Origin of the sequence: Sphingomonas hylomeconis (genome assembly GCF_025370105.1) — a bacterium.
Lineage (GTDB): Bacteria > Pseudomonadota > Alphaproteobacteria > Sphingomonadales > Sphingomonadaceae > Sphingomonas > Sphingomonas hylomeconis.
Genome location: NZ_JANQBK010000017.1, coordinates 38,161 through 55,986, shown reverse-complemented (window position 1 = coordinate 55,986; position 17,826 = coordinate 38,161). Strand labels below are relative to the sequence as shown.

Genomic DNA, 17,826 nt, shown 5'->3' with positions numbered 1-17,826 from the left:
CTGCGATGGCATTTCTGACGGCACAACAAGCGGACCTGCACGCGCTCGACGCGCGCGCGCGATTGCGGCGACTGCAGCCGCGCGGCGGCATCGATTTCGCGTCGAACGACTATCTCGGGCTGGCCAATGCCCCGCGCCTGCGCACCGCCGTGGCCGAGGCGCTGGCGCGCGGCGTGGCGGTGGGATCGGGCGGATCGCGGCTGCTGCGCGGCAACGATCCCGAGCATGAAGCGCTGGAAGCGGAGGCCGCGGCATTCTTCGGCAGCGACAGCGCGCTGTTCTTCTCGAGCGGTTATGCCGCCAATGCCGCCTTGCTGTCGACGCTGCCACAGCGCGGCGACCTGGTGGTGTATGATGCGCTGATCCACGCCAGCGCGCATGAGGGGATGCGGCTAGGCCGGGCCGACGTGGTGGCGGCGGAGCATAACGACGTGCAGGCGATTGCCGACGCGATCGCCGCGTGGCGCGCTGGCGGCGCGACCGGTCAGGCATGGATCGCGGTCGAGAGCCTGTACAGCATGGATGGCGACCGCGCGCCGCTTGCTGAGCTGGGCGCGCTGGCGGATCGGCTGGGCGCGATGCTGCTGATCGACGAAGCGCATGCCACGGGCGTGTTCGGACGCGACGGGCGCGGCCTCGCCGATACGCTGGAGGGTCGCGACAACGTCATCACGCTCAGGACCTGCGGCAAGGCATTGGGGTGCGAGGGGGCCTTGCTGTGCGGCCCGGCGATCATGCGCGACATGCTGATCAATCGCGGCCGCGCGTTCATCTTCTCGACCGCGCCCTCCCCGTTGATCGCAGCCGCCGTGCGCGAGAGCCTGCGGATCCTGGCCGACGAGCCGGCGCGGCGCAGCGCGCTCGACGCGCTGACAGAATATGCCGCCAAAACCTTCGCGCCGTACGGCGTGACGACGACAGGATCGCAGATCATGCCGCTGGTGCTCGGCGACGATGCGCGGACGATGCGTGTGGCGAGCGCGCTGCAGGCGGCGGGATTCGACGTGCGCGGGGTGCGGCCCCCGACCGTGCCGGCGGGCACATCGCGGTTGCGCCTGTCGCTGACGCTGAATGTCGGTACCGCGGAGATCGATGCGCTGGCGGTGGCGCTGGGAGATGCATTGTGAACAGTCTGGCGCATGTCGTGACCGGCACCGATACGGATATCGGCAAGACCGTGTTCGCCGCGGCATTGGTGGGGGCGCTGGGCGGCCATTACTGGAAGCCGGTACAGGCCGGGCTCGACGGCGATAGCGATGCCGAGCGCGTGGCGGCGCTGAGCGGACTGGCGCCAGCGCGCGTGCTGCCCGAGGCGTATCGCCTGAATACGCCTTGCTCCCCGCACCGCGCGGCCGAGCTGGACGGGGTGACGATCGATCCGGCGCGGCTGACGCCCCCTGCCCTGCGCCCGCTGGTGATCGAGGGTGCGGGTGGCGCGTTGGTGCCGGTGAGGCCGGACCTGTTGTTCGCCGATCTGTTCGCGCGCTGGCAATTGCCGGTGGTGGTGGTCGCGCGGACCGGGCTCGGCACGATCAACCACAGCCTGCTGACGATCGAGGCGCTGCGCAAGCGCGGCGTGCCGATCACCGGCATCGCCTTTGTCGGCGAGGCGGTGGAGGATAGCGAGGCGACGATCGCGCGGCTCGGGCAGGTGCGCCGGCTCGGGCGGCTGCCACGGCTCGACACGCTCGATCGCACGACGCTGGCCGCAGCATTCGCCGCCAATTTCGACCTGGACGATTTCCGATGAGCGCGATCTGGCATCCCTTCACGCAGCACGGGCTGGACGAGCCGATCCCGCTCGTCACGCATGCCGAGGGCGCGGCGCTGTTCACCCGCGACGGCCGGCGGATCATCGACGGTATTTCCTCCTGGTGGGTGACGACGCACGGCCATGGCCATCCGCGCATCATGGCGGCGATCGCCGATCAGGCGCAGCGGCTCGATCAGATCATCTTCGCCGGCTGGACGCACGAGCCGGCGGAGACGCTCGCCGAGGGATTGCGGGCCATCATGCCCGACGCGCTGACGCGCGTGTTCTTCTCCGATTCGGGATCGACCAGCGTCGAAGTCGCGTTGAAGATGGCGCTCGGCTTCTGGGCCAATCGCGGCGAAGCGCGACACCGCATCCTGGTGCTCGAGCATAGCTATCACGGCGATACGATCGGCGCGATGTCGGTCGGCGCGCGCGGCGTGTACAACCAGGCCTATGCGCCGCTGCTGTTCGATGTCGGCACGATCCCCTTTCCTGCGGCGGGCGCCGAACAGGCCACGCTCGACGCGCTGGAGACGGCGTGCCGGGCGCAGCCGGCGGCGTTCATCGTCGAGCCGTTGATTCTCGGCGCGGGTGGGATGCTACTCTACAGCCCGCAAATGCTGGCCGAGATGCACGCGATCTGCGCGCGGCACGACGTGCTGTTCATCGCCGACGAGGTGATGACCGCCTGGGGCCGGACGGGCACGCTGCTGGCCTGCGAACAGGCGGGCGTGGTGCCGGATATCCTGTGCCTGTCAAAGGGACTGACGGGGGGCGCGGTGCCGCTTGCGGTGACGATGGCGCGCGAGGATATCTATGCCGCGCATCGCTCGACCGACCGCGCGCGGATGTTCTTCCATTCGTCGAGCTATACCGCCAACCCGATCGCCTGCGCCGCGGCCAATGCCAATCTGGCGATCTGGCGCGAGGAACCGGTACGCGCGCGGATAGCCACGCTCGCCGCGCGCCAGGCACGGCATCTGGCGGCGCTGGCGGCGGTACCGGGCGTTGCCGGCGCGCGGGCGATCGGGACGATCACGGCGCTGGAGATCGAGGGCGGCGCGCACGGCTATCTGTCGGCGCTGGGGCCGCGATTGCTGGCCTTCTTTCGCGAGCGCGACCTGCTGCTGCGCCCGCTTGGCAACACCGTGTACGTGATGCCGCCATATTGCATCGACGAGCACGATCTGGCGCTGGTCTATGCCGGCATCGGCGAGGCGGTGGAGATGGTGCGGAGTTAGCCCGCCGTCATCCCGAGATCGGTCCGGAATCCCGCTGTCGCTTGGTCGAGCAAGACCCGCCCCCTCGGCTCAAAGCCGGGGTGACGGGAGGGATATCACGACATCCGCTTGCCGAGTTCCTTGTTCACGCCGAGCGCAATCAGCGTGCCGAGCGCGCCCGACAGCAGATAGGCGCCCGCGGCGAGCAGACCGAACTTGCTCGCCAGCACCAGCGCCACCAGCGGCGCGAAGCCCGCGCCGACCAGCCAGGCGAGATCGGAGGTCAGCGCCGCGCCGGTATAACGCTGCGCGCTGGCGAAATTGGCCGCGACCGCGCCCGACGACTGGCCGAAGGCCAGGCCGAGCAGGATGAAGCCGGTGACCATGAACACGACCTCGCCGAGATCGCCGCCGTTGAGCAATTGCGGCGCGAAGCCGCTGAACACCGCGATCCCCGCCGCCGAGGCGCCGAGCAGGAAGCGGCGGCCGACGCAGTCGGCGATCAGCCCGGAGGCGATCACCGCAAAGGTGCCGACGATGCCGCCGATGATCTCGATTCCCAGGAAGCGGGAGGCGTCCTCCTTGGTGAACAACACGACCCAGGAGAGCGGAAACACCGTGACCATGTGGAACAAGGCGAAGCTCGCCAGCGGGGCGAACGCGCCGATCACGATGTTGCGCCAATCGCTGCGCAGAGTATCCGTAACGCGCGACGGCTCGAGCTCCTTGCTTTCGAACAGCGCCGTATAGTCGGGCGTCGTCACCATGCGCAGCCGTGCGAACAGCGCGACGACGTTGATCGCGAACGCCACGAAGAACGGGTAGCGCCAGCCCCAATCGAGGAAATCGGCGGTCGACAGCGAGGAGACGAAGAAGGCGAACAGACCGCTCGCCACGATCAGCCCGAGCGGCGCGCCCAATTGCGGGATCATCGCATACCAGCCGCGCTTGTTCTCCGGCGCATTAAGCGCGAGCAAGGAGGCGAGACCGTCCCACTGCCCGCCCAGCGCCATGCCCTGTCCGATGCGGAACAGCGCGAGCAGGATCGCCGACCAGGCGCCGATCGTCTCGTAGCCGGGCAGGAACGCCACCGCGACGGTCGAGATGCCGAGCAGGAACAGCGCGATCGTCAGCTTGGTGCCGCGCCCGAGCGTCTCGTCAATCCACAGGAAGACGAGCGAGCCGATCGGCCGCGCGACGAAGGCAAGTGCGAAGATCGCAAACGAATACATGGTGCCGGTGAGCCGGTCGACATACGGGAAGACCAGCGCCGGGAAGACCAGCACCGAGGCGATGGCGTAGACGAAGAAATCGAAGAATTCCGACGTGCGGCCGATGATCACGCCGATCGCGATCTCGCTCGGCGCGATATCGCCGTGCCGCGCGTTGATGGCGCGCGCATCGCGTTCGGCGCCACGGGAGGCAGTATGGGCGGTCATCGTACGTTTCCTGGACGCGGGTCGGTCATGATCCGTGCTATGCCTTATCATGCATTGGCTGGGCATTGGACAAAATGTCCAATGTCGCACTGCAGCATCCGAGCGTAGTTGGCGATCATGCCTGGCACCCGATTCTTCCCCGTCCGCCGTTCCAGCCCCACCACGCGTCTGCCGTGGACCAAAGGTTGCCTGACGCTGCCGCTCCTGCTGCTGGGCGCCTGCAACACCGTGGTGCTCAACCCGGCCGGCGACGTCGCGTTGCAGCAGGGCAATCTGGTGATCTTCGCCACGGTGCTGATGCTGGTCATCGTCGTACCGGTGATCGCGCTCGTCTGCCTGTTCGCGTGGCGCTACCGTGCGAGCAACGAGGAAGCGACGTACGAGCCCGACTGGGACCATTCGACGCAGCTCGAGCTGCTGATCTGGGCGGCACCGCTGCTGATCATTATCTGCCTCGGCGCGGTCACCTGGACCGCGACGCATCTGCTCGACCCGTATCGCCCGATCGAGCGCATCGCCAAGGGCCGGCCGGTCGCGCCCAATACCAAGCCGCTCGACGTGCAGGTCGTGGCGCTCGATTGGAAGTGGCTGTTCATCTATCCCGAATACGGCATCGCCACGGTGAACGAGCTGGCCGCACCAGTCGATCGCCCGATCCGCTTCCGCATCACCGCCTCGTCGGTGATGAACGCCTTCTACGTGCCCGACTTGGCGGGCATGATCTACGCGATGCCGTCGATGGAGACCAAGCTCCACGCGGTAATCAACAAGAAGGGCAATTATGCCGGCTTCTCGTCCAACTATAGCGGCGCGGGCTTCTCCGGCATGCGCTTCCGCTTCCACGGGCTCGACGATGCCGGCTTCGCCGCCTGGGTGGCCAAGAACAAGGCGGCCCCCCTGCCGCTGTCGCGCGGCAATTACCTGAAGCTGGAAAAGCCGAGCGAGAACACGCCGGTGATGCGCTTCGCGGCGGTCGCGCCGGGCCTGTTCGACGCGGTGGTCAACCAGTGCGTGCGCCCGGGCACGACCTGCATGTCCGATATGATGCGGCATGACGCCGGCGATACCGCGGCGATGAAGCACATGCCCGACAAGGGCAATGCGCAGAAACCGAAACCGGAAGAGGCGCTGACCGGCGGCGATGCCGGCGAGGCGCCGACCAAGAACCCGAAGGACGTGCAGCAGCGCAGCAATGCCTCCCCGTCCAACCCGACCACGCTGTGAACGGCCAGATCATGCAGACCACCACCCACCCCGCCATCAGCCCGATCCTCGGCCGCTTCACGCTCGAATCGCTGCCGCTGCACGAACCGATCGTCGTCGCAACGTTCGTCGCGGTGGCGATCGGCGGAATCGCGCTGCTCGCGGCGCTGACCTATTTCAAGCTCTGGGCTTATCTGTGGAAGGAATGGTTCACCACGGTCGATCACAAGCGGATCGGCATCATGTACATGATCCTCGGCATCGTCATGCTGCTGCGCGGCTTTTCCGACGCGATCATGATGCGGCTGCAACAGGCGATGGCGTTCGGCAACGAAGGCTATCTCAATGCGCACCATTATGATCAGGTGTTCACCGCGCACGGCGTGATCATGATCTTCTTCGTGGCGATGCCGATCGTCACCGGGCTGATGAACTATGTCGTGCCGCTGCAGATCGGCGCGCGCGACGTGTCCTTCCCGTTCCTCAACAATTTCAGCTTCTGGATGACCGCGTCGGGCGCCGTGATGGTGATGATGAGCCTGTTCGTCGGCGAATTCGCGCAGACCGGCTGGCTCGCCATGCCGCCGCTGTCGGGCATCGGCTTCAGCCCCGGCGTCGGCGTTGATTACTATATCTGGTCGCTGCAGATCGCCGGCGTTGGGACGTTGCTGTCGGGCGTCAATCTGATCTGCACGATCGTCAAGATGCGTGCTCCCGGCATGACCATGATGAAGATGCCGATCTTCTGCTGGACCGCTCTGTGCACCAACATCCTGATCGTCGCCGCCTTCCCGGTGCTGACCGCGGTGCTCGCCTTGCTCAGCCTCGATCGCTACGCCGACACCGCGTTCTTCACGAACACATTGGGCGGCAACCCGATGATGTACGTCAACCTGATCTGGATCTGGGGCCACCCGGAGGTCTACATCCTGATCCTGCCGATGTTCGGCGTGTTCAGCGAAGTGACCTCGACCTTCTCGGGCAAGCGCCTGTTCGGCTATACCTCGATGGTCTACGCGACCTGCGTCATCACGCTGCTCGCCTATCTCGTCTGGCTGCACCATTTCTTCACGATGGGATCGGGCGCGAGCGTCAATTCGTTCTTCGGCATCACGACGATGATCATCTCCATCCCGACCGGTGCCAAGATCTTCAACTGGCTGTTCACGATGTATCGCGGGCGGATCCGTTTCGAGCTGCCGATGATGTGGACCGTGGCGTTCATGATCACCTTCACGCTGGGCGGCATGACCGGCGTGCTGCTCGCCGTGCCGCCCGCCGACTTCGTGCTGCACAATTCGCTGTTCCTGGTCGCGCATTTCCACAACGTGATCATCGGCGGCGTGCTGTTCGGCGCGTTTGCGGCGATCAATTACTGGTGGCCCAAGGCGTTCGGCTTCAAGCTCAACCAGTTCTGGGGCAAGCTGTCGTTCTGGCTGTGGGTCAGCGGCTTCTACTTCGCGTTCGTGCCGCTCTACGTGCTGGGGCTGATGGGCGTGACGCGGCGGCTGCGCACGTTCGAGGACCCGTCCTACCAGATCTGGTTCCTCATCGCGGCGTTCGGCGCGTTCCTGGTGGCGCTCGGCATCGCCGCGATGCTGATCCAGTTCGCGGTCAGCATCCGCGATCGCAAGAAGCTCGTCGATGTGACGGGCGATCCGTGGAACGGCCGCACGCTGGAATGGGCGACCTCGTCGCCGCCGCCCGATTACAACTTCGCCTTCACGCCGATCGTGCATGATGGCGATGCCTGGGCGGACATGAAGGCGCGCGGCTATCAGCGGCCGACCAGCGGCTACAAGGACATCCACATGCCAAGCAACACCGGCACGGGCGTGATCCTCGGCGCGCTCAGCACCGCCTTCGGCGTGGGCATGATCTGGTACGTGTGGTGGCTGGCGGGCTTGAGCTTCATCGGCATCCTCGCGGTCGCGATCGGCCATACCTTCAACTACAAGCGCGATTACCACATTCCGGCAGCGGACGTGACGCGCGAGGAAGATGCGCGCACCGCCGCGCTGGCAGGAGCGGCAGCATGAGCGCCCAGATGGCCGAATACGATCGCGACCTGTTCCACCCGGAAGAGGAACCGCATCACGCCGAGGGGTCGAGCACGATGCTCGGCTTCTGGATCTACCTGATGAGCGACTGCCTGATCTTCGCGATGCTGTTCGCGACGTATGGCGTGCTTGGCACCAGCTATGCCGGTGGCCCGGGGCCCAAGGAATTGTTCGAGCTGCCGCTGGTCGCGCTCAACACCTCGATGCTGCTCTTCTCGTCGATCACCTACGGCTTCGCCATGCTCAACATGACCGAGGGCAAGCAGCGCGCGACGCTCGTGTGGCTGGGCGTGACCGGGCTGTTCGGCGCGGCATTCCTCGGCATCGAGCTGTACGAATTCTATCACCTGATCCACGAGGGCGCGACGCCGCAGAGCAGCGCGTTCCTGTCGTCCTTCTTCACGCTGGTCGGCACGCACGGGCTGCACGTCACGTTCGGCATCATCTGGCTGGTCACGCTGATGGTGCAGGTCGCGCGCAAGGGGCTGATCACCGCCAATCGCCGCCGCCTGATGTGCCTCAGCCTGTTCTGGCACTTTCTCGACGTGATCTGGATCGGCGTCTTCACCTTCGTCTATCTGATGGGAATGCTGCGATGAGCGCCACCAGCCACGGTTACGACCACCCCGAGCATGCAGCGCAGGATCACGCGCACGACGACGAAGAGTCGCACGGCTCGCGCAAGGGCTATTGGATCGGCTTCGCGCTCTCCGCCGTGCTCACCGCGATCCCGTTCTGGCTGGTGATGACCAACCCGCTGTCGGCCCAGACCACGGCGCTGATCATCATGGCGTTCGCCGCGGCGCAGATCATCGTGCACATGATCTTCTTCCTGCACATGAACCGCCGCGCCGAGGGTGGCTGGTCGATGATGGCCCTGCTGTTCACGATCGTCATCGTCGGCATCTCGCTCGCCGGATCGTTGTGGGTGATGTACCATATGAACGCCAACATGATGCCGGCGATGAACATGCAGGACATGGGCGGCATGGGGTGATGCGGGGCATCGCCCGCATCGCGCTGGCGATACTTTGGATCGCCGGGATCGCCGCGTTGTTGGCGCTCGGCACGTGGCAAGTGCAGCGCCGGGCGTCGAAGCTCGATCTGATCGCGCGGGTCGAGGCGGGGATGAAGGCCGCGCCGGTGGCGCCGCCGGTCAGCGCCGGACGCGACGACGCCTATCGCCGCGTGACCGTGACGGGCCGGTTCCTGCCGGGCAAGGACAGCTTCGTGCAGGCGTCGACCGTGCGCGGACCGGGCTGGTGGGTGATCACCCCGCTGCGGGTGGATGAGGCTGCCGACCTCGCTAAGTACCACCCCGGCGCCCTTGACCACCCCGGCGGACGCCGGGGCCCAGTCGCGACGGTGGATGTAACGAAGCGCAGCGCGAACCCATCATCGTCTCCCGACTGGGCCCCGGCGTCCGCCGGGGTGGCGGCTTTGGGGGGCGGCGGTGACACGAGCACGATCCTGATCAACCGCGGTTATGTCGCTGAGCGTCGTGCCCCGCCGGCAACCGGGGCACCCGTCACCATCACCGGGCTGCTGCGGCTCACCGAACCCAAGGGCGGGTTCCTGCGCAGCAACGATCCCGCCAAACAACGCTGGTATTCGCGCGACGTTGCTGCGATCGCCGCGCGTCATAGGCTGGCCAACGTCGCCCCCTATTTCATTGACGCCGATGCCGCGCGCAACGCTCCCGGCGCGCCGGTCGGCGGGCTGACCGTCGTCGCGTTTTCGAACAATCATCTGGTGTACGCGATCACATGGTATGTGTTGGCGATGATGACCGCTGCCGGCTTCTATTACTGGATCACGCTGGAACGCCGACGGGAGCGCATGCCGTGACGCGCGCCTTGCCCGCCGCCGGTACCGAGCGCGACTCGGCGGGCCACGGCAACATGCTGCAGCTCGTCCAGCTGCGCTGGCTGGCGGTGGCGGGACAATTGGCTACGATCCTGCTGACACATGTCGTGTTCGACATCCGCCTGCCGCTGATCCCGATGCTCGGGGTGCTGGCCGGGCTGGTCGCGCTCAACGTCGCGAGTGTCGGGTTGCTCCGCCGCGCAAGACCGATCACCAATGCGGAATTGTTCATCGGGCTGCTGCTCGATGTCGCCGCCCTATCGGCGCAGCTCTATTTCAGTGGCGGCGCGACCAATCCGTTCGTGTCGCTGTTCCTGCTACAAGTGGTGTTGGGTGCGGTGCTGCTCGAGCGCTGGTCCAGCTGGGTGCTGGTCGTGGCGACGAGCGTCGCGTTCGCGCTGCTGACCGCCGTCTACCGCCCGATCGTGCTGCCGCCCGATATTCCCGGCGATCTCTTTGCGCTGCACGTCCAGGGCATGTGGGTGTGCTTCGCGCTGGTCGCGGTGCTGCTGGTGATGTTCGTCACACGGATCAACGGCAATCTGCGCGCGCAGGATGCGAACCTCGCCGAGATCCGCCGCCAGGCGGTGGAGGAAGAGCATATCGTGCGGATCGGCATGCTCGCCTCGGGCGCGGCGCACGAACTGGGCACGCCGCTATCGTCGCTGTCGGTGATCCTGGGCGACTGGCGCCGCAACAAGACGATCGCGCGCAACGCCGACCTCGCCCGCGATGTCGAGGAAATGCAGGCGGAAATCCAGCGCTGCAAGGCGATCGTCACCTCGATCCTGCTGTCCTCGGGCGATGCACGCGGCGAGCAATCCGCCGCCACCACGGTGCGCACGTTGCTCGATCGGGTGATCGCCGACTGGTGCGTCGCGCGGGATTTCACCAACGCCGTCTATGCCGACCATTTCGGCCGCGACGTGCCGATCGCCTCGGACGTCGTGCTGCAACAGGCCGTGTTCAACCTGCTCGACAATGCTGCCGAAGTGTCGCCCTCCATCAATATCCGGCTGGCACGCGAAGACGATGCGCTGGTGCTGCGGGTGTGCGACGAGGGGCCGGGATTTGCCGCCGAACAGCTCGCCAATCTCGGCAAGCCCTATAATAGCAGCAAACCCGAGCTGGGCCGGGGGCTCGGCCTGTTCCTGGTCGGCAACGTTGCCCGGACCCTGGGCGGCACGCTGGCCGCGCGCAATCTTGCCAAGGGTGCGGAAGTGACGCTTCGGCTGCCGCTGGCGGCGATCCGACTGGGAGAGGATGACGATGGCTAAGCCGCTGCTGCTGATCGTCGAGGACGATGCCGCCTTTGCCCGCACGTTGCAGCGCTCGTTCGAGCGCCGCGACTATGACGTTATCATGGCCGCCGGCCCGGGCGATCTGACCGATCTGCTGGCGGCGCGCACGCCCGATTATGCCGTGGTCGATCTCAAGCTTGCGCAATCCTCCGGCCTGACCTGCGTCGAGACGCTGCACGCGCACGATCCCCAGATGATCATCATCGTGCTGACCGGCTATGCCAGCATCGCCACGGCGGTGCAGTCGATCAAGCTCGGCGCGACGTCCTATCTCGCCAAGCCCGCCAACACCGACGATATCGAACGCGCCTTCGGCATGACGCTGGGCGACGCTCAGGTGCCGATCGGCGCGCGCCCGACCTCGATCAAGACGATCGAATGGGAGCGGATCAACGAGATGCTGGCCGAGACCGGGTTCAACGTGTCGGAGACCGCGCGGCGGCTCGGCATGCATCGGCGCACGCTGGCGCGGAAGCTGGAGAAGAAGCCGATCGCCTAGCGCGGCCGCGTCTTGCGCCGTGGAATGCGTCGGCCTAGACTTTTCGGCCCGGGGGGGGGGGACAGCACGCTGGACGCAATACCGATCTATCCGGAACCCGCCAAAGCGCTCGCTGCACGGCAGGAGTGCGCCATCGTGCGCGCGGCGGCCGCGCAAAATCCCGGATCGGCCGAACTCCGGTTGCGCCTGGCGACCCTGCTCAATCATCAGAACGCATTCGACGACACCATCGACCTGTTGACGGGGCACGCCCCGGAAACGCTCGGCTTTCACGAACTCAAGCTGCTCGCCGCCGCCCATATGGCGCTGCGCGGCGGCGAGCATTGGCAGTGCGCGGCGGCGGCGGCGAGGCAGGCCGTGGTCCGGGCGGAGAATGATGGCGACCGCGCGACCGCGCATGCCGATTGGGCAGGTGCATTGTTCCGGCTCGACCAGCCCGCGGCGGCGGTGGCGCATCTCAAGAACGCGCTGGTGCTCGACCCGCACAACAAGGATGCGTGCAAGCGGCTCGCGCATCACCTGCTGCGCCGCGACGACCCCGCCGCGGTGATCGCGTTCACCGATCGGCTCGCTGCGGCAGGCGTGCATCATGCGCGGCTGCTGACCTCGCGCGTGCTGGCCTTTGCGCGGCTCGGCCGGATCGACGCGGCGCGCGAGACGATCGGCCTGCACAGCTTCGGCCATCAGCAGGCGCTGCCGGCACCGGTGGGCTGGGCGTCGATCGATGCGTTCAACGCCGCGCTGGTCGAGGAACTGCGACAGCATCCCGGGCTGCGCTACGGCCGCTATGGCACCGCCTCGCGCGACACCTGGCGGATCGACGTGCTGGCGACCGGCGCGGCGCCCATCGCCCGGCAGTTGCTCGACGCGATCATCGCCGCGGTGGGCCGGCATCTCGCCAACCTTCCCGACCACGCGCACCCCTGGCTCGCCGCGCGCCCCGCCGCCGGGATGATGCGCAGCTGGTGCGTGATCACCGAGGGCGACGGGTTCGAGGAATGGCACGTCCATCCCTATGGCTGGATGAGCGGCGTCTATTATGCCGAGGTGCCCGAGACGGTGATGACCGGCAGCGACGCCGGCGGTTGTCTCGCCTTCGGCCTGCCCGAGGACATGGTCGGCCAGGCGGCGGCTGCGGCGTTCGGCGAGCAATTGGTGCGGCCGGCGCCCGGCCTGCTGATGCTGTTCCCGTCGCACACCTATCACCGCACCTACAAGCATGGCGGCAGCGCGCGGCGCGTGTGCGTCGCGTTCGACATCTGGCCCGAATGACTCAGGATTGCGTGCTCCACCAGAGAAGAAATTCTGCAACGATCGCCGTCATTTGCACTTCGTTGGCGTCGACATAGCCCGCCGCTCCCTGTGCGCCGACCCGCAGCAGCGCCGCTTCCAGCCAGTCGAGATCGAGCCAGTCATCCACCCCGGCGCGCCGGAAATCCGCGATCCGTGTGCGGGCCAGCGGCGCCTGGCGCCGGATGCGATCGAGATGGTCGGGCGACGCCGGCAACCCCGATGGACGCAGCCGGATCGTCTCGGGCAGATGGCCCTGAATCATGCGCCTGACCGGGGCACGATCGACCTTGTCATGGGTCGCGAAGGCGGCCGGAAGACCGGCGAACAGGCGCAGCAGGCGCAGATCGCGATAGGGATATTCGGCGCGGATCGCGCCGCCATAGAATTCGTTCGGCTGGTGCAGCGATTTCGCCGCGCCGGGCAGGTAGCCCCACAGCTCGCCCTCGTCCCGCGCCGCCGGCGCATCGGCGGCAATCCGTGCGGCGATACAATCGGGCAGATCGGCCAGGCGATGCGGCGCAAGCCGGACATGAAATCGATTGTCGTCGCGGTTCGGCGCGGCCACCAGGCGCCGGCGCGCCTCGCCCGCCATCTGGCGCAGCAGGCGCCGGAACGTCGGCCGGTGCGGTTGCTTGCGCGTCACCGTCATTTCCCCAAACGTGCCATCGATGATCGCGGTCGCGCCGGCCGCCCGGGCGATCTGCTGGAACGTCTCGGTCAGGCAGTGGCGCGATGGCAGCGGCGGGCCGCTGGCGCCGGTCAGCACCGCGAGCGGCGGGCGATAGATGTTGGCGTCGTGCGGCGGCGAGAGGTGCATCGCCGTAAGACCGAGCCGGCCGGCGACCAGATCGGCGAACTGCGCTTCATCGGGGCGCGAACTGCCCGGCGGCGCGACCGAGGTCATCAGCAGCAGATCCTGGCCCGCGCCGCGCTCCTCCGCCGCCAGCCAAGCGAGCGTCGAGGAATCGAGCCCGCCGCTTAGCATCGCGGCGGGCCGCGCGATGTGCGTCAGCCGCGCGCGCATGATGCGACGCAGCAACTCCTCCGCCGCAGCAACGGCATCGTCGAACGAGCCGGTCCAGCGCGGTTGCGGTACGAGCACTGAGGCGGCCGTGCAGCGCGCCCCGCCGGGCTCGATCGTCACGCTGCCGCCGGGTTCGAGCTGGCGCACCCTGGCCAGCATCGTGCGATCGCCCGCCATGCCGCGCAGATCGGCGCGCCCCAGCGCGTACAGCAACCCCGCCTCGTCCACCGTCGGTCCAATCCACGGGATGCGCGCGAGCGGAAAGATATCGGGCGCCACCGCGACGCGCGCGCCCGATATCGCGAACAGCAGACGATCGCGGCGCGCCGCCGACTGCATCAGCGTCAGCCGCCGGGCGCCGTCCCAATGCAGCAGCGACCATTCGCCGATCATCTCGGCAGGCGTTTCGCCACCGAACCGCTGCAGCGCGGCCAGCGCCAGATCGGCCACGGGGATGGCCGGCGCCAGGCCCAGCCGCGCCGCCAGCGCCGGCGCTTCCTCGATCTGCCCGACCAGGATGGTGAGCACGGCCCCCACCGCGCGGCACTGCACCGCCGCCGGCTGGTGATGATCGATCCCCTGCGCGACAGCCGACCGCGCCACGGTTCCGGTATCGAGCCCCAGCGCGGCGGCGTCGCCGGCCTCGACCGGGCCGCCGTCCAGCCGGAAGCAGCCGTAGATGCCGCTCTTCCTGAGCGGATCGGGGACGATCATGCCTGCCCCCTGTCGCCGCGGCGGTGGCGATTGAACGCGCGCGCCAAGCGCGATAGCACATAGGCCATGGCAAGCACGCTCCTCGACGAACGCCAGCTGCGCGCCGCGCTGGCACGCGACAAATATGATCGGCGCGAATTCCGCATCACCGATTCCGCGCTTGCTGGATTTGACTGGCTGGTCGCCTCACCCCAGGGCATCTTCGCGGTATCGAAAGAGCACGCCAAGACGGTCAGCCACGGCTGGTTCTTTGGCCTGTGGCGGGACGGCGATACGCTGTACCTGTTCGAAAATTGTGCACATCGCAACCATGCCGAGGCGATGGGACGACTGGTCCGCATCACCATCGTCGACGGGCATCTGACGGCGCCGCTGGTGCTCGCCAACGGGCTCGACAACAATTGCCATCAGGTCGCGCTGATCGACGGGCTGGTCTGCGTGGTGGATACGGCGAACCAGGCGATCCGGCGCTTTACCACCGACGGCACGCCGGTCGACGTCCGGCACCCCTTGCCGCCGATCCAGGACACGGGCGACAGCATCACCGACTATCACCATATCAACGCCATCGCCAAGATCGGCCAGCGCATCGCCATCATGCTGCATAACGGCCGCCTGCCGCCGCCGGCGACGAGCGAACTCGCTTGGCTGGACGCGACGTGGACGCTGAGCGAGCGCCAGAAGCTGCCCGGGCATAGCTGCCACGATATCGTGGAGGATGGGAATGGGGTGCTGTGGCACTGCGATTCGATGGCCGGCGACCTGATCGGATCGGACGGCACGAGGATCCACATCAGCGACGACCTGATGACGCGCGGCATTGCGTTCAGCGATGACGCGATCCTCATCGGCACCTCGACGTTCGGCCCACGGCACCTTCGCCACAAGCTGCGCGGCGCGGTGGTTGTGCTCGACCGCAGTTTCGCACGGCAGACCGTGATCGACCTGCCCGGCGCGCCCACCGACATCATCGCGCTGTAAGACACGGTACGACCGACCGCCCGACCGGACGAGGCTTCTTCCCGGAAACTCGCAAGCGCCCATTCCCCGCCCGATGAGGCGGGCATGGGCGTCGCAACGCCGCCACCCTGAACGGTCCCGCCGGGCGGCTGGTCGCGGAAGCGATCCCCGCCCCGCCGCGGCCGGCACGCGATAATGGCTTGCGCGCGCGCGGACAGCCACGACTCGGCCAGTCAATCCGGCCTCCTGCGTTGATCCGCCCACTAACAGGGCGACAAACGACTCAGGACAGCTGCGAATCTATGAAGACGTTACCGCCAACGTCGGCACCACGGCCGGGAAAGGCGAATGTCTCGCGCACATCGAGTTCGCGAATCTCTGGCTCTGCCCATACCTGAAGCTCAACATTGTCCGGCTTCGTCATCATACCCATCCCTGTCTACAACGATTGCAGTACCACGATCATATATCGCATTTTATCTATTTGGCAAACCGCCTCAAAACCATTTCGATGAGCTATGCTTCATACGTATACTGCCTCCTCGCCTACCATATCATGCTTTCTTTCTTCACCTGACTCCACTTATGATCAGTATGGTTAGGACGATTCTTCATTTTACTGTGACGGTAGCCTGATGGGACATTCGATGAGCGACACGCAATGGCAGCGCAGCGACGCATGGGTCGGCGCCACGGTCGAGGACAGCTTCGTGATGATCAACATCGACAGCGGGCATTATGTCTCGCTCAACGCCACCGCCGACGCGGTGTGGCGCGCGCTGGAGACGCCGCGCACCAGCGCAGAGATATGCGACCTGCTGCTGGCCCAGTTCGACGTGAGCCCCGAGACATGCGCCCGTTCGGTATCGGTGGCGCTCGACACGATGCGCGACCGCAACCTGGCCCGACCGCTCCAGCCGTGACCGCGCCGTATCGGGCGCGGGCATTCGGGCAAGGTTGGCAGGCAGACCTGCCACTGGCGGCGTTCGACACGGCGGAGCAGGACGCGCCCGGCGGGTCAGGTGACATCGGGGTGCACCGCGTTGCCGCCCTGCCCGCCCGCCCGGTGTTGAGCCGCAGCGATCGGGGCGAAGTCTATGCCGACGGTTTTCGGCTATGGTGGCAGGATCACGCCGTGTTCGACATGACCGACGGCCGCCGCATCGCCTATCTGCCGGGCAGCGCCTGGGACGGCGCGCTGCCCGCGGCATTCTACGCGACGGTCACGGCGCTGACGCTGGCATGGCGCGGCGCGCTACCGTTTCACGCCTGTGCGATCGAACTGGATGGCCGGGCGGTGCTGATCGCCGGCCGATCGGGCACGGGCAAATCGAGCCTGGTTGCCGGGCTGCTCGGGCTGGGCGCGCGCTTCGTTGCCGATGATCTGACGGTCGTCCGCCTGTCCGATGCGGGGGCGCCGGCCGTGTTCCGCGGGCGGCCGGGGATGCGGCTGCATCGCGACACGGCCGCGCGGGTCGAGGCGACGATGCGGATGCCGGTCGCCGGGGATCCGCGCGGGAAATGGCTGGTCCGCCCGCACGCCCGCACCGCCCACGAAATGCTGCCGCTCGGCGCCATCCTGCTGCTGGAGGGGGACGCGGCGCCCGTCACCGCCGTGGCCCGGATTCAGCTGATGGGGCAGAATCTGTTCCGCCCGCGCTGGCTCGCCGCGCTGCCGGATCATGCACGGCGCGGGCGCGACCTGCTGTCGATCGCCGCCGCCACCCCGCTGGCGCGCTTCCCGGCGATCGCGGCGTTCGGCGCGCAGCAGCAGGCGGCGCGCGCGCGCGCCGCGCTGACGTGCATCGAGGCGCTTATCGGGCGGCAGCTTCCTGCAGAAACCACCCCGTAAAGACCCGGCGCGGGCCGCCGCTGCCGACCGGTAGTACGCGGTGTTGCGAGGCGGCATCGACATCGAACAGCAGGGCCGTGCCGGGCACATGGTGATGATAGCGCGTGACCAGTTCGTGCGACTGCGCATCGCGCAATTCGAAATCGCCACCGTCATAGGGCGCGTCGGACAGGTTGATGGTGATCCCGAGCTTGCGCGCCGGCACGTTGAGATCGTCATGCCATTCGAGCCCGTCGACGCCGTTGGCGCGGGTCTGCACGACGCGCCCTTCGACCCGTGCCAGCCCGTCGCGCCCGGTCGCTGCCTCGACCCAGCGCAGCAGCGGCGCACGGCTGAGCGCGATGTTGAGCGCCGCGCCCGCGCGCGATGGCGATTCGACCTCGCGCGCGCCGAGCCCGGCGACCACATCGGGCACGAACTGGCCGGTGCGGCAGCGCTGCAGCACCGCGGCCAGCAGATCCGCCTCGAGCAGATCGCCACAGACTATCACGCGCTGCCGCCGGAATTCCTCGGCATGGCCGTCCGCCGGCACGAGAATGGCCGTGTGCTGCGTGCCGACGGCGAGGGGCCGGCCGGGATCGGGCAAGGCGACGTCAGAAAGTGCCATCGGCCGAGTTCATCGCAGTTCGGCGCCGCTGG

The 17,826-nt window shown here is 67.3% G+C and carries 18 protein-coding genes; 14 read left to right on the top strand and 4 right to left on the bottom strand.

Annotated features, from left to right (window positions below; genetic code table 11):
• The first annotated feature begins 5 nt into the window (after positions 1-5).
• Genes NV401_RS16595 through NV401_RS16585 form a run of 3 tightly spaced genes read left to right on the top strand, consistent with a single transcriptional unit; the run spans position 6 to position 2,997 of the window.
• The gene (locus NV401_RS16595; protein WP_261295565.1) at positions 6-1,127 is read left to right on the top strand and encodes an 8-amino-7-oxononanoate synthase; all 1,122 of its coding nucleotides are present in this window, start codon (positions 6-8) and stop codon (positions 1,125-1,127) included.
• Positions 1,124-1,750: a dethiobiotin synthase gene (gene bioD / locus NV401_RS16590; protein ID WP_261295564.1), complete on the top strand. Its 627-nt coding sequence runs from the start codon at positions 1,124-1,126 to the stop codon at positions 1,748-1,750. Before NV401_RS16595 ends, bioD begins: the two co-directional genes overlap by 4 nt.
• Positions 1,747-2,997 carry an adenosylmethionine--8-amino-7-oxononanoate transaminase gene (locus tag NV401_RS16585; protein ID WP_261295563.1) on the top strand — a complete coding sequence of 417 codons (1,251 nt, stop codon included), beginning with the start codon at positions 1,747-1,749 and terminating at the stop codon, positions 2,995-2,997. Before bioD ends, NV401_RS16585 begins: the two co-directional genes overlap by 4 nt.
• Positions 2,998-3,092: 95 nt before the next feature.
• On the opposite strand, the gene NV401_RS16580 is transcribed toward NV401_RS16585, so the two are convergent.
• On the bottom strand, positions 3,093-4,415 hold the full coding sequence (locus NV401_RS16580) for an MFS transporter (RefSeq protein WP_261295562.1): 1,323 nt from the start codon (positions 4,413-4,415) through the stop codon (positions 3,093-3,095).
• 117 nt (positions 4,416-4,532) lie between these two features.
• On the opposite strand from NV401_RS16580, the gene cyoA reads away from it, so the two are divergent.
• The 8 genes from cyoA (at position 4,533) to NV401_RS16540 (ending at position 12,616) form a co-directional block, all read left to right on the top strand.
• Positions 4,533-5,639 carry a ubiquinol oxidase subunit II gene (gene cyoA, locus NV401_RS16575; RefSeq protein ID WP_261295561.1) on the top strand — a complete coding sequence of 369 codons (1,107 nt, stop codon included), beginning with the start codon at positions 4,533-4,535 and terminating at the stop codon, positions 5,637-5,639.
• A gap of 11 nt (positions 5,640-5,650) precedes the next feature.
• Positions 5,651-7,657, top strand: a complete 2,007-nt coding sequence (gene cyoB, locus NV401_RS16570; RefSeq protein WP_261295560.1) for a cytochrome o ubiquinol oxidase subunit I — start codon at positions 5,651-5,653, stop codon at positions 7,655-7,657.
• Positions 7,654-8,277 (top strand): cytochrome o ubiquinol oxidase subunit III, encoded by a 624-nt coding sequence (gene cyoC / locus NV401_RS16565; protein WP_261295559.1) that lies wholly within the window; start codon positions 7,654-7,656, stop codon positions 8,275-8,277. The genes cyoB and cyoC overlap by 4 nt, the downstream gene beginning before the upstream one ends.
• The gene (cyoD, locus tag NV401_RS16560) at positions 8,274-8,675 is read left to right on the top strand and encodes a cytochrome o ubiquinol oxidase subunit IV (RefSeq protein WP_261295558.1); all 402 of its coding nucleotides are present in this window, start codon (positions 8,274-8,276) and stop codon (positions 8,673-8,675) included. The genes cyoC and cyoD overlap by 4 nt, the downstream gene beginning before the upstream one ends.
• Positions 8,675-9,526, top strand: a complete 852-nt coding sequence (locus NV401_RS16555; protein ID WP_261295557.1) for an SURF1 family protein — start codon at positions 8,675-8,677, stop codon at positions 9,524-9,526. The genes cyoD and NV401_RS16555 overlap by 1 nt, the downstream gene beginning before the upstream one ends.
• Before the next feature lie 53 nt (positions 9,527-9,579).
• Positions 9,580-10,821, top strand: coding sequence for an ATP-binding protein (locus tag NV401_RS16550; protein ID WP_261295703.1), 1,242 nt, complete (start codon positions 9,580-9,582; stop codon positions 10,819-10,821).
• Positions 10,814-11,344, top strand: coding sequence for a response regulator transcription factor (locus tag NV401_RS16545; protein ID WP_380816056.1), 531 nt, complete (start codon positions 10,814-10,816; stop codon positions 11,342-11,344). Before NV401_RS16550 ends, NV401_RS16545 begins: the two co-directional genes overlap by 8 nt.
• 135 nt (positions 11,345-11,479) lie before the next feature.
• Positions 11,480-12,616: a 2OG-Fe(II) oxygenase family protein gene (locus NV401_RS16540; protein WP_261295555.1), complete on the top strand. Its 1,137-nt coding sequence runs from the start codon at positions 11,480-11,482 to the stop codon at positions 12,614-12,616.
• 1 nt (position 12,617) lies between these two features.
• Here NV401_RS16540 and NV401_RS16535 read toward each other — a convergent pair whose 3' ends face one another.
• On the bottom strand, positions 12,618-14,375 hold the full coding sequence (locus NV401_RS16535) for an asparagine synthase-related protein (RefSeq protein WP_261295554.1): 1,758 nt from the start codon (positions 14,373-14,375) through the stop codon (positions 12,618-12,620).
• A gap of 66 nt (positions 14,376-14,441) precedes the next feature.
• Between NV401_RS16535 and NV401_RS16530 the strand changes: the two genes are divergently transcribed.
• Positions 14,442-15,356, top strand: a complete 915-nt coding sequence (locus NV401_RS16530; RefSeq protein WP_261295553.1) for a hypothetical protein — start codon at positions 14,442-14,444, stop codon at positions 15,354-15,356.
• Between the two features lie 262 nt (positions 15,357-15,618).
• Here the strand turns inward: NV401_RS16530 and NV401_RS16525 are convergent, their stop codons facing one another.
• The gene (locus tag NV401_RS16525) at positions 15,619-15,759 is read right to left on the bottom strand and encodes a hypothetical protein (protein ID WP_261295552.1); all 141 of its coding nucleotides are present in this window, start codon (positions 15,757-15,759) and stop codon (positions 15,619-15,621) included.
• Between the two features lie 223 nt (positions 15,760-15,982).
• Between NV401_RS16525 and NV401_RS16520 the strand changes: the two genes are divergently transcribed.
• Complete coding sequence (locus NV401_RS16520; protein WP_261295551.1) at positions 15,983-16,258, top strand: PqqD family protein; 276 nt, start codon at positions 15,983-15,985, stop codon at positions 16,256-16,258.
• The gene (locus NV401_RS16515; RefSeq protein WP_261295550.1) at positions 16,255-17,187 is read left to right on the top strand and encodes a phosphoenolpyruvate carboxykinase (ATP); all 933 of its coding nucleotides are present in this window, start codon (positions 16,255-16,257) and stop codon (positions 17,185-17,187) included. The genes NV401_RS16520 and NV401_RS16515 overlap by 4 nt, the downstream gene beginning before the upstream one ends.
• Here the strand turns inward: NV401_RS16515 and NV401_RS16510 are convergent.
• Positions 17,150-17,794, bottom strand: a complete 645-nt coding sequence (locus NV401_RS16510; protein WP_261295549.1) for a 2OG-Fe(II) oxygenase — start codon at positions 17,792-17,794, stop codon at positions 17,150-17,152. The two genes, NV401_RS16515 and NV401_RS16510, sit on opposite strands and share 38 nt — an antisense overlap.
• Positions 17,795-17,826: the final 32 nt, after the last annotated feature.